This window comes from Robertmurraya sp. GLU-23 (assembly GCF_052983275.1).
Genome location: NZ_JBRKCV010000018.1, coordinates 40,707 through 52,642, shown reverse-complemented (window position 1 = coordinate 52,642; position 11,936 = coordinate 40,707). Strand labels below are relative to the sequence as shown.

General features: G+C 37.9%; 12 protein-coding genes. 11 read left to right on the top strand and 1 reads right to left on the bottom strand.

All coding sequences use genetic code 11. The features are described 5' to 3' along the window. Positions 1-20 precede the first annotated feature (20 nt). The 5 genes from hxlB to araB are packed head-to-tail and all read left to right on the top strand — an operon-like array spanning position 21 to position 4,334. Complete coding sequence (gene hxlB / locus ACVBAX_RS21040; protein ID WP_447118708.1) at positions 21-590, top strand: 6-phospho-3-hexuloisomerase; 570 nt, start codon at positions 21-23, stop codon at positions 588-590. Between the two features lie 33 nt (positions 591-623). Then, on the top strand, positions 624-1,298 hold the full coding sequence (alsE, locus tag ACVBAX_RS21035; RefSeq protein WP_447118707.1) for a D-allulose 6-phosphate 3-epimerase: 675 nt from the start codon (positions 624-626) through the stop codon (positions 1,296-1,298). Between the two features lie 29 nt (positions 1,299-1,327). Then, a complete protein-coding gene (locus ACVBAX_RS21030; protein ID WP_447118706.1) occupies positions 1,328-2,008 on the top strand; it encodes a fructose-6-phosphate aldolase in 681 nt (226 codons plus the stop codon). 31 nt (positions 2,009-2,039) lie between these two features. Then, on the top strand, positions 2,040-2,645 hold the full coding sequence (locus tag ACVBAX_RS21025) for a KpsF/GutQ family sugar-phosphate isomerase (protein WP_447118705.1): 606 nt from the start codon (positions 2,040-2,042) through the stop codon (positions 2,643-2,645). Positions 2,646-2,666: 21 nt separating this feature from the next. Beyond that, positions 2,667-4,334 (top strand): ribulokinase, encoded by a 1,668-nt coding sequence (gene araB / locus ACVBAX_RS21020; RefSeq protein WP_447118704.1) that lies wholly within the window; start codon positions 2,667-2,669, stop codon positions 4,332-4,334. Between the two features lie 127 nt (positions 4,335-4,461). Here araB and ACVBAX_RS21015 read toward each other — a convergent pair whose 3' ends face one another. Beyond that, positions 4,462-5,652, bottom strand: coding sequence for an aminotransferase-like domain-containing protein (locus ACVBAX_RS21015; RefSeq protein WP_447118703.1), 1,191 nt, complete (start codon positions 5,650-5,652; stop codon positions 4,462-4,464). 240 nt (positions 5,653-5,892) lie between these two features. On the opposite strand from ACVBAX_RS21015, the gene ACVBAX_RS21010 reads away from it, so the two are divergent. From ACVBAX_RS21010 to nikE, 6 genes are all read left to right on the top strand, one after another. Then, complete coding sequence (locus ACVBAX_RS21010; protein ID WP_447118702.1) at positions 5,893-6,465, top strand: helix-turn-helix domain-containing protein; 573 nt, start codon at positions 5,893-5,895, stop codon at positions 6,463-6,465. A gap of 175 nt (positions 6,466-6,640) precedes the next feature. Next, positions 6,641-8,266 carry a nickel ABC transporter substrate-binding protein gene (nikA, locus tag ACVBAX_RS21005; RefSeq protein ID WP_447118701.1) on the top strand — a complete coding sequence of 542 codons (1,626 nt, stop codon included), beginning with the start codon at positions 6,641-6,643 and terminating at the stop codon, positions 8,264-8,266. 19 nt (positions 8,267-8,285) lie between these two features. Then, positions 8,286-9,230, top strand: a complete 945-nt coding sequence (gene nikB, locus ACVBAX_RS21000) for a nickel ABC transporter permease subunit NikB (protein WP_447118700.1) — start codon at positions 8,286-8,288, stop codon at positions 9,228-9,230. Next, entirely contained in the window at positions 9,227-10,057 is an 831-nt protein-coding gene (gene nikC / locus ACVBAX_RS20995) for a nickel ABC transporter permease subunit NikC (RefSeq protein ID WP_447118699.1), read from the top strand. Before nikB ends, nikC begins: the two co-directional genes overlap by 4 nt. Before the next feature lie 20 nt (positions 10,058-10,077). Next, entirely contained in the window at positions 10,078-10,908 is an 831-nt protein-coding gene (gene nikD, locus ACVBAX_RS20990) for a nickel import ATP-binding protein NikD (protein WP_447118698.1), read from the top strand. A gap of 31 nt (positions 10,909-10,939) precedes the next feature. Further along, positions 10,940-11,758, top strand: coding sequence for a nickel import ATP-binding protein NikE (nikE, locus tag ACVBAX_RS20985; RefSeq protein ID WP_447118697.1), 819 nt, complete (start codon positions 10,940-10,942; stop codon positions 11,756-11,758). Positions 11,759-11,936 lie beyond the last annotated feature (178 nt).

Below are 11,936 nucleotides of genomic sequence, written 5' to 3'. Positions count from 1 at the left end.
AGGGAAGGGAGGTTATTCAGGTGGTTGGCCCAGATTTATATTTGAAAAAATGCACTATTGTATTAGATGAATGCACAAGAGCATTGCAAGCAGTTGATCCAATCATTGTATCTGAGTATTTGAATTTGCTTAGAAATGCAGAAAAAGTATTCTTTGTCGGAGTAGGTCGAGTACTTCTTTCTTTAAAAGCGGTATGTAAAAGATATGCACATATTGGTATTAATGCTGTTGTCGTAGGAGACATTACAGAACCCGCAATGACAAATAGGGATGTCTTAATCGTTGGTTCAGGTAGTGGAAATACATTGTTTCCTGTTGCAATTGCAAAAAAGGCTAAACAAATTGGAGCAACAATTATTCATATTGGTAGTAATCCGGAAAACAGTATTACCGATTGTACCGATTTATTGGTAAGAATACCTGTTGCTAGCAAATTAAAAAGAGAAGATGAAATCAATTCGCAGCAACCAATGACTTCACTCTTTGAACAAACCTTATTATTATTTGGCGATATTACTACAATGATGATCTTGGAAGAACGGAACAATGCGATAGAAGATTTATGGCAATACCATGCAAATTTAGAATAGAAGATTCGAACATCTATGTTAAAGGGGGTAACTATGAGACCTACATTCTCGGCATCTCTTATGTGTATGGATTTCTTAGATGTAAGAAATCAGCTGGAGGTATTAAATAAAGCTGTTGATTTCTACCATATTGATATTATTGATGGACATTACAGTAAGAACCTTTCCCTTTCACCTGACTTGATGAACGCATTTAAAAAAGTAGTGAATAAGCCAATGGATGTTCACTTAGCGACAACAAATCCTGAAGATTGGATTGAAGTTTGTGCGAATGCAGGTGCAACATATATCTCACCACAAGCTGAGACTATTAATCATCATGCTTTCCGTGTGTTAAATATGATCAAGAGTGTTGGTTGTAAGGTAGGTATTGTTCTTAATCCGGCAACACCACTTAGTTATATTGAATCGTACTTAGGCAGAGTAGAACTACTTACCATTATGACGGTTGATCCTGGATTTCCTGGGCAGCCCTTCATTAATGAGATGATTGATAAGATAAAAGAAGCAACTAAGCTTCGAGAGGAAAAGGGATATAAGTATAAGATCCAAGTAGATGGAGCAGTCAACAAGAATACATTCAAAAGATTAAAAGATGCAGGGGCAGATATATATGTTCTTGGGTCTTCTGGGTTGTTTAATTTAGACGAAAATATTGACCTTGCATGTGAAATTGCGTACCGAAACTTTGCCGAAGTTACCCAGTAATAACGGTTAAAGGAACTGGAGGGGTAAGAATGGAATTAATGCTTGATTCGGCTAATATAGAAAACATAAGGTATTATACTGAAGTCTTCCCATTAGTAGGAATCACTTCTAATCCTAGTATTTTAAAAAAAGAGGGAAAACTAGAACTTATAAATCATTTTAAAGAGATTCAGAATATTATTGGTAACGAACGTTCTTTACATATTCAAGTAACGACAGATAAGTCCGAAAAGATTGTAGAAGAAGCATATAGAATAATTGAGAAACTAGGAAAAGATGTATATATCAAAATCCCTGTCAATGAAGAGGGATTAAAAGCAATAAAAAGGCTAAAGAACGAAAACTTTAACATAACAGCAACCGCGATCTACACAATGGCACAAGGGGATTATGCCATTATGGCAGGCGTGGACTATATAGCTCCCTATTTTAATAGAATGGAAAATACTAATATAGACCCTGAACGTGGGATTAGTCATTATGCGAAGGTGATACAGAGTGGGAACTTTCAAACAAAGATATTAGCGGCTAGTTTTAAAAATATCGGGCAAGTGATGCGAGCTTTTGAAAGCGGTGCACATTGTGCAACTGTTGATCCTGCGTTGCTCAGTACTTCACTTAACATGCCGTCTATTGAAATGGCCGTAGCAGACTTCAAAAAAGATTGGGAAGATGTTTATGGTAAGGAAAAAACATTTCTAGATATTTGAAAGACCATATTTTATAAGGGTGTGATTGATATTGTTTGCTAGTGTGATAGATTCAGTGAATGATACTTTAACAAAAGAAGCAGAAGCTATTTTGGAGATTAAAAACACGTTTGATCACGGACAGGTAGAAAAGGTCTTTGAACTTATTAAGAACTGTAAAGGGAAAATTATTACGACAGGTTGTGGGACCTCAGGAGCAGCAGCCAAAAAAATTGCACATACGCTAAGCTGTGTGGAGTGTCCCGCATTATTTTTAACACCTTCTGATGCTGTACACGGTGCCCTAGGAGTAGTTCAAAAAGAAGATATTGTTATCGCCTTTTCTAAAGGTGGTGCCACACAAGAAATTAATAATTTAATACCGGGATGTAAAGCAAAAGGTGCAACATTAATTGCAGTGACAGAAGTTGAAGACTCTTACATTGCAGAGCAATCAGACTTTTTATTAAAAGTGAAAGTCTCAAAAGAACCAGATGATTTTAACATGCTTGCTACGTCGAGTACGATTTCAATCATTGCCCTTTTTGATGCAATTTCTATTGCGATGACTCGGTTTAGAGGGTATACAAAAGAACAATTTGCAATCATCCATCCTGGGGGGAAAGTAGGAGAAACCCTAACCCAAAAGGATAGATGAACAAGCTAGGGGGGAACAGTGATGGCAAAGTATACAATTGGACTTGATTTCGGAACGCTTTCAGGGCGTGCTTTACTAGTAGATGTAAAAACAGGAGAAGAGTTAGCCTCATCTACACATGAATACTCACATGGGGTAATGGATAAGACACTACCAAACGGAAAGAGGCTCTCTCTTGATTGGGCCCTTCAACATCCCCAAGATTATTTAGATGTATTATCCACAGCTATTCCTGCTGTATTAAAACAGTCCGGGGTTTCTCCGGATGATATTATTGGTGTCGGTGTAGACTTTACGGCTTGTACGGTTGTGCCAATTAAGTCCGACGGTACACCGTTGTGCTTGATAGAACAATATAAAGATGAGCCCCATGCCTATGTGAAATTATGGAAACACCATGCTGCTCAAGATAAAGCTAATAAGTTAAATGAGATTGCTGAGCAAATGGGTGAAGAATGGCTTAGTCGTTATGGTGAAAAGATTTCATCTGAATGGATGTTCCCGAAGATTTGGCAAGTATTAGATGAAGCTCCACATATCTATAACGAAGCAGATTACTTTATTGAGGCCTCCGATTGGATGGTTTGGCAGTTAACGGGTGTACATACAAGAAATGCATGTACTGCTGGCTTTAAAGCAATCTGGCATAAACAAAAAGGCTACCCGGATAAAGAGTTTTTTAAAGCGTTAGATCCTCGTTTAGAAAATGTGGTGGAAGAAAAATTAAGCACAGATATTACTCCGATTGGGCAAAGAGCTGGAGAAATAACGAAAAGGGCAGCGGAACTTACTGGATTAAATGTAGGAACTGCAGTTGCAATTGCCCATGCGGATGCTCACGTATGCTTCCCAGCGGTAAAGATAGATGGACCGGGTAAAATGCTTGATATCATAGGAACATCAAGTTGCCACTTAGTCTTGAGTGAGGAAGAACATAAAGTGCCCGGTATTTGTGGTGTTGTGGAAGATGGTATCGTTCCTGGATTCTTTAGTTATGAAGCAGGACAAAACTGTGTAGGAGATACCTTTGCCTGGTTTGTAGAGAATTGTGTTCCAATAGAGTATCATGACAAAGCGAAAAGTAAGGGGATTAGTATCCATGAGTATCTGACGCAAAAAGCGGAGAACTTAAAAGCTGGTGAAAATGGTTTAGTCGCTTTGGATTGGTTGAATGGTAACCGATCTACACTTGTTGATGTGGATTTAACTGGAACGATTGTTGGTATAACACTTCAAACAAAAGCAGAAGACATTTATCGTGCATTGATCGAGGGAACAGCATATGGTACAAGAAAAATCATTGAAACCTTTAGAGAGAATGGTGTTCCTGTGAACGAATTCTTTGCCTCAGGAGGCATTGCGCAGAAGAACCCACTTGTTATGCAAATATATGCTGATGTTATTAATATGCCAGTGAAAGTCGGGGGTGGCTCTCAAGGACCAGCACTAGCAAGTGCGATATTTGGAGCGGTTGCTGCAGGTGCCGAACGAGGAGGATATGATGATGTTTTTGTAGCTGGGCAAGCAATGGGTAAGTTAGATAATAAAGTCTATTATCCGAATCCTGACAATGTAACAGTGTATAACCAGCTATATCGTGAGTATTCAAGGCTATACGATTACTTTGGAATAGAGTATAAAGATATAATGAAGCGATTAAAAAACATTAAGATTGAACAAAGTAAATAAATTTGATTTTGCCTACCAGGTTGCCCTGCACCCTAGGTAGATAAGTAATAGAAAAAAGAGGCTGTTCAGAAGTAAGAAGCCACTCCCTAGAAAAAATAGGGGAGTGGCTTTTTTGTGTTAATGTTGTTTATTTTACTACCTCAGGCTTCAATAAAACACTGATCAACCGGTCCATTCCAAGTTCAATGGTTTCAGGGGTTGAATGGCTAAAGTTTAGTCTGAATGTGTTGTTCTTTGGCTCATTCACGTAGAACGGTGCACCCGGGACAAAGGCAACTCCTTTTTCTACTGCTTGGTTTAATAGAGCGGTTGTGTTCAAATGTTCATTACCTTCTACCCAAATAAACATTCCGCCTTTTGGTTCCTTCCATTTGAATAAATCAGGTCCTAATTTATTTAAATAGTCTCTCATAATCGTCATGCGTTCATAGTAGACACTTCTTATTAAATCAATATGGGAAGCAAGGTTGAAATCACGTAATAAATAATAAAGAGCCTGCTGGTCGATCGAACTGGAGTGTAAATCATTCATTTGCTTCGCTTGAACCATCATATTGATGACTTCCGATGGTCCAGTTACCCAGCCTGTTCGTAACGCAGGAACCACAGACTTTGAAAATGTACTCGTATAGATTACATGGCTATGATCATAGTCAAAGGAGGCTACTGGACAATATTGTTCCTCTGAATGAAATTGAATATCTCCATATGGATCGTCCTCTAAAACAAGGACATTATATTCTTGGCAAAGGCTTAGCAACTTTCGACGTCTCTCATCGCTCCAGACCTTCCCGTCCGGATTAGCAAAGGTTGGAATGACATAAACAAATTTAGGACTCCATGTTTCCAATTTCTCTTTTAAATCTTCAGGTAACATTCCGTCTTGATCGCTGCTAACGGAAATGACATTTGCCCCGTAAGATCTAAAAACCTGGAGAGCAGCTAAGTAGGTTGGATCCTCTGTAAGGATAACATCTCCGGGAGTCAGCATGATCCGTGAGAACAAGTCAATGGCTTGCTGAGAGCCTGTTGTTACGAGAATGTTGTCAACAGTAGAGGAAATGCCTCTATCCGCCATCTTTGCTTTAATGGCTTCTCTAAGCGGAACAAATCCTTCTGTTAACGCATATTGCAAAGAAGAATTTCCTGAAGCAAATACTTTCTCGTAGGCAATTTTTACTTGTTCAATAGGAAAGATATCTTCTGCTGGTAATCCACCAGCAAAGGAGATCACGTGTCCTTGTTGAGTAACCTTAAGAATATCTCTAACTGCAGATGATGCATAGTTTTTAGTTTGGGGTGCAAATGAATAATGCATGGTGGTCGCTTCCTTCTATTAATAGTCTGTTAGTTGATTAAAGTAAAATTAAATCGGGATATAATATATTGTTATAAATAGTACAATATAACATCCAGGTTACGCAACCGTTTTTTTTAAAATATTTAGAAAAATTAAATAAATACTAATAATGAAAGGTCCGTGTATTGACAATTTTCTGACTAGTGATAAAAATATTATAATAACATATTGCGAACTGAAATGAAGGAGCAAAAGGAAATGGATAAAGATTTATTAACTGTCCAAATTGGGGAACGGCTGCGGTATTTCCGGCAACAGCGTCATTTGACGTTAGAAGATTTGGCTGAGTTAACAGGTGTTAGTAAACCGATGATTGGACAAATTGAGCGTGGCACCTCTAACCCTACTGTTTCGACTCTTTGGAAAATTGCAGCAGGACTTCAGATTCCTTTTGCTTCTTTCTTAACGACGAATCCCTCAATTAAAATTAATAAAGTAGAGGAACAACCTTTTTTTACGGATGATGATGATTTATTTGAAGTGTATAACACATTTTCATCTCCTGGTATTCCATTTGAACTCTATAGAGTTCGTTTGTTACCTGGGTGTAAGCATTTTTCTGAACAAAGTGGAGCGGGTACATTGAAGTCTATCACTGTCCTTTCCGGGAGGTTAACGGTAAAAATTGGAGAGGAAAAACCTTTTACGATCGATCAAGGGGATTCTGTCTCCTTTACGACGGATATTTGTCAAGTCTTTGAAAATGCTTCGGACAAGTTATGCGAAATAAATATGGCAATTTATTACTCTAGTAATCAAGTGCAAATTTAATTTGTATAGATTTAATTATTAAAGTGTAGTTCTAGCTTAAAACCTACCTAAATTACCTATTATTAGAGGAAGTATAGGAATACTTTGTGACAATTCCAAATTGTATTGACAATGAGTCATTCCAACTCTATTATTGATAATGGTTATCATTATCAACTTAGGAGGAGCAAATAGTATGTCAAACCGCATGACAAAGAAACCTGTTTTAATGATGTCAGTGATCATTCTTATTTTATCTATAGCATTACTTGGTTGTTCAAATGATTCGATAGAAACTGAGGGGACTACAGGTGAAGATGGAAATGTGATTACTTTCGCTTGGCCAAGAGATATAGGTGAACTGAATCCGCATATGTATAATCCATCACAATTATTTTCTACATCGATGGTATATGAGCCTTTAGTAAGCTATGGTGATGGTGGGGAGTTAAAACCACATTTAGCAGAGTCTTGGGATATCTCTGCGGATGGGAAAGAGTATTTATTCCATTTACGTCAAGATGTCAAATTTTCGGATGGAACGAGTTTTAATGCAGAGATTGTGAAAAAGAACTTTGATGCTATACTTAATAATGTCGATTTACACAGTTGGTTAGGATTTATTTCAAAGATTGCTCAAACAGAGGTTGTAGACGAACATACGTTTAAATTAACATTAACAGAACCCTATTACCCTACTATTCAGGAGTTAGCTGTTGTACGCCCTGTACGTTTCCTTGGAGAAGCAGGTTTTCCTGAGGATGGTGATACTTCTAAAGGTGTAGAAAAGCCAGTTGGGACAGGTCCATGGGTATTGGAAGAATATAAAATCGATGAATACGCTATTTTTACACGTAACGAAAATTATTGGGGAGAAGTCCCAAGTGTTGAGCAAATTAAGGTTAAAGTTGTACCTGATGCAGAAACGCGCGTACTTGCTTTTGAAAAAGGGGATTTAGACATTCTTTATGGTGAGGGTGTTATTAGTATAGATTCTTTTAACCAGTTAGAATCTACTGGTTCCTATGAAACCAGCATATCTGAACCAGTGGCTACTAGACAGCTTGTGATGAATACGAATAAAGAACAACTATCGGATGAACGTGTCCGTCAAGCGTTACACTATGGATTTAATAAGGAAGCTTTAGTTGAGGGAGTGACATCTGGCTTAGAAGAAAAAGCAGATTACATCTTACCGACAAACTTGCCTTACACTTCAGAGGTTGCTGCAACCAAGGTTGATTATGATGTTGAAAAAGCGGTGCAATTATTAGATGAAGCCGGCTGGAAGTTGCCAAAAGGAAAAACGGTTCGTGAAAAAGATGGGAACCCACTAGAAATAGAGTTAATGTATAACTCAGCTGAGTCGATTCAAAAAACAATGGCTGAAACCTTGCAATCAGAATGGGCAGGATTAGGTGTTAAGCTAAATATTGTTGGAGTGGAGCTCACCACTCAAGTAGAAAGATTTAAAGCGAATGAGTTTGAAATGAACTTCTTTAGTAACTATGGGTCACCATATGATCCACATACTTTTGTAAACATCGTTGCTACGGAAGGATTTGGATTTAACGAAGCGATCTCAGCTTATCCTAATAAGGAAGAGATACTAAACCAGATTGCTCAGGTAACAAAAACAACAGATGAAACAGAGCGTCAACAACTATACACAGAGATTTTAGGCTCATTGCAAGAGCAGAGTGCAATTGTACCAATTTCGTACATTAAGAAAATAGCTATTTATCAAAAAGATGTTTCTGATTTTACATTCCCTGCGAACCGAGATGAACATCCATTTACAGGAATTAGTGTAAAAGAATAAGCAACAGGAGGAGGTATTTATGGGGACTTATGTCTTGAAACGAATCATCACCATTGTTCCAATTTTTCTTATAGCCACTTTAGTCACATTTGGAATGATCAATCTATCACCAGTAGATCCAGCAGAGGCTTACTTTGCTACCGCGCATATCCAGGCAACTGACGAAATGTTGGAACAAAAAAGACATGAGTTCGGATTAGATCAACCTCTTCTTATTCAATATGTGAATACCATCATTAAGATATGCCAATTTGATTTTGGCATATCTTATGTTACGAATAAGCCTGTTTGGGATGAGATTTCCTCTCGATTGCCAGCAACGATTCAATTAACGATAGGGAGCCTTTTGATTGCTATTTTAGTAAGTGTACCTTTAGGTTTTTTAGCAGGTATAAAGAAAAACAGTGGAATGGACCATTTTAGTCGATTCCTCTCTTTTATTGGAGCATCTATTCCATCATTTTGGCTGGGATATTTATTTATTTTCTTCTTCTCTGTTAAATTAGATCTTTTTCCTGTAGAAGGTACCGGAACTTGGAAGCATTTGATTTTACCTTCAGTCACCTTGGCATTCCCTTTAATCGCTTTATATACCAGACTGTTACGTGCAAGTGTTCTAGAAAATTTACAAGAGTCGTATGTGCTTTTTGCAAGAACGAGAGGGTTTCATGAAAAAATGATCATGGGAAAGCATGTTTTAAGAATGGCTATCTCTCCAATGATTACGGGATTAGGAATGAATATAGGAAACTTATTAACTGGGGCGATCATTGTAGAGGCCGTCTTTTCATGGCCAGGTTTTGGACGGTATTTTATTGATGCCATTTTTAACCGTGATGTTCCTGTTATTCAAGCCTATGTATTATTGGCAGCTGGTGTCTTCCTTATAAGCAACTTAATTGTCGACCTGCTCCAAATGTATATTGACCCACGTATTTCTAGAAAAGGAAGGCAATATCAATGATTTCAAAGCTTCAATATCAGTTAAAAAGCCAAAAAGTAATTGTTATTTCTTCTTTTATATTGTTCGGATTATTTATGATTACGCTTTTTGCTCCTTGGCTTGCACCCAATGACCCTATCACGGTGAATTTAGCTCACAAACTTCAGCCGCCTTCATGGGATTACCCATTAGGAACAGACCATTTAGGCCGATGTACATTTTCCCGTATTCTGTATGGTGCTCGCATCTCTCTCGGTTTTGCTATGCTTATTTTTATTTCGGCTTTGGGTATTGGATTAATTATTGGGATTGTAGCAGGGTATAAAGGTGGTTGGGTGGATCAGTTACTCATGAGATTTGGTGATGGCTTGATGGCGATTCCAAGCCTATTGCTTGTCATTGGTTTTGTTGGTATATGGGGAGCGGGTCTAAAACAAGTCATTTTAGGATTGATACTCGTACAATGGGTTTATTATGCAAGGGTTATCCGAGGCATGGTTCTAAGCCTGAAAGAACAGAATTATATTACGGCAGCTAAAATCAGTGGGTCCTCCACATGGACCATTATGAAAAAGCATATTATCCCGAATGTCATTCCTTCACTAGCGGTCATGGGGACATTAGAAATGGGCTGGGCAATTATGAATCTGTCATCAATGTCCTTTTTAGGATTAGGGGTCCAACCTCCTACACCAGAGTGGGGGGCTATGATTCTAGAAGGAAAGTCATATATCAGAACGAATCCAGCTTTGATGCTTTACCCAGGTTTGATGATTATGATCGTGGTTGTTACCTTTAACTTATTAGGAGAAGCACTAGCAGAACGATATGGGGTTAAACGTCGCTAATTAAAAAGGACGGTTGAAAAATGGAATCAAAAGAGAGATTCATTTTAAATGTTCGAGATCTACATGTAGAAGTCAGAACAAAAGAAGGTTCTTTCAAACTTGTTGAAGACATTAATTTTGGAATCAAAAAAGGAGAGATCCTTGGTTTAGTTGGAGAGAGTGGGAGTGGTAAAACCGTTACAAGTATGTCTATCTTACAGCTTCATGATAGAAAAAACATACAAATGACGGGGAGTATCACACTTCACAACCGAGAATTGAATGGCTTGAAAAATAAGGAGATGCGAAAGATCAGAGGGAAGGATATTGCTTTTATTATGCAAAATCCGATGAATGCTTTTACTCCTGTTTTTACAATTGGTCATCAATTTATAGAAACCATTCAGGCTCACACTTCATTGAATAAAAAGGGTGCTAGAGAGCTTGCGGTTAATGTGATGGAAAATGTCAATTTGCCAGAGCCGGAGAAATTATTAAAACACTACCCTTTTCAACTAAGTGGAGGCATGCTCCAAAGAGTGATGATTGCCATGGCAGCATGTTTAAAACCGTCTGTTATCATTGCAGATGAGCCAACTACAGCCCTTGATCTTCACAGCCAATTATTAGTTCTTCGTCTGTTAGAAAAAATTCGTGTGGAACATGGAACATCTATTTTACTTATTTCTCATGATCTTGGAGTCATTTCGGAAATGGCTGATCATGTGATTGTGATGCAGCACGGGAAAATAGTAGAAAGTGCAAATGTATTAGAAGTATTTGATAACCCACAACATGAATACACGAAGAAGCTATTAAGGACAAGGCCTACCTTATATTCTGAAAAACAACCTTATACTTATACGTTGTGAATACTGCTTGAAATTCCAGGAGGTGAAACCAATGAGCTTATTACAGGTAAAGCAAGTAAATCTAAGCTTTCATTCGAAAAGACTTTTTAAAGGCAAGGATCAACCAAAAGTTCTAAAGGATATTTCCTTTGATATTCAGGAAGGAACCTGTTTAGGCTTAATAGGTACTAGTGGCGCTGGTAAGAGCACGTTAGGGAGAGTCATTCTTGGAATTCAACGTCCAGATCAAGGTCAGGTTTTGTTTCAAGGGCATGATATTTACAGCGCTGACAAGCAAACTCGACAGAACATACGTCGCGATCTTCAAGTGGTTTTTCAAGATTCCTATTCTTCGGTTAATCCTCGCATGACAGCTGAAGCGATAATCAGTGAGCCATTAGAGAACTATGAAAAACTAACCATTGAGGAACAAAGAAAAAACGTGATTGAGCTATTAGAAAGAGTAGGCTTAAGTGAAAAGGATTTAAAAAAGTACCCTCATCAATTTAGTGGTGGACAATTGCAAAGAATTAATATTGCTCGGGCCATCGCTCTGAAACCGAGGTTAATTGTTCTTGACGAATCAGTAAGCAGTTTAGACATGGTCACACAAAGCTTAATCTTACAATTATTAAGCGACTTAAAGGATGACTACGGCTTAGCGTATCTTTTTATCACACATGATATTAAAGCAGCTTTTTCCATTTCAGATCAAATTGGTATGCTTGAGAAAGGTGAGTTGCTAGAGCTCTACGACTCAAAGGACGAATTCTTTGCCTCCAAGCACCCTGTAGTGAAACGTTTGAGAGACTCTGTTCTTTCTGAACATCCACGCTTTCGTACGATTAGGACGTGGGAAAGTAGGGTGTGATTTAAACAAAAATTTAAGAATAGACCGAGTTAATGTGGATTTTACGAATAGTAAGAAATAATCATTGATAGTCCGATTAATTCGGACAGTCCGAGCAGGGAATTGCCTTTGAAAGTCCGAATGCGGGTAAAAGAAAAGTAGCGTGAGTATTCTCAGGCTACTTTTAGTATTGTTTTAT

Coding starts and splice junctions, on each gene's coding strand:
- ACVBAX_RS21010 (WP_447118702.1), top strand. CDS start 5,893: ATGGATAAAGATTTATTAACTGTCCAAATTGGGGAACGGCTGCGGTAT.
- nikE (WP_447118697.1), top strand. CDS start 10,940: ATGAGCTTATTACAGGTAAAGCAAGTAAATCTAAGCTTTCATTCGAAA.
- ACVBAX_RS21030 (WP_447118706.1), top strand. CDS start 1,328: ATGGAATTAATGCTTGATTCGGCTAATATAGAAAACATAAGGTATTAT.
- nikB (WP_447118700.1), top strand. CDS start 8,286: ATGGGGACTTATGTCTTGAAACGAATCATCACCATTGTTCCAATTTTT.
- nikD (WP_447118698.1), top strand. CDS start 10,078: ATGGAATCAAAAGAGAGATTCATTTTAAATGTTCGAGATCTACATGTA.
- araB (WP_447118704.1), top strand. CDS start 2,667: ATGGCAAAGTATACAATTGGACTTGATTTCGGAACGCTTTCAGGGCGT.
- nikA (WP_447118701.1), top strand. CDS start 6,641: ATGTCAAACCGCATGACAAAGAAACCTGTTTTAATGATGTCAGTGATC.
- nikC (WP_447118699.1), top strand. CDS start 9,227: ATGATTTCAAAGCTTCAATATCAGTTAAAAAGCCAAAAAGTAATTGTT.
- ACVBAX_RS21015 (WP_447118703.1), bottom strand. CDS start 5,652: ATGCATTATTCATTTGCACCCCAAACTAAAAACTATGCATCATCTGCA.
- alsE (WP_447118707.1), top strand. CDS start 624: ATGAGACCTACATTCTCGGCATCTCTTATGTGTATGGATTTCTTAGAT.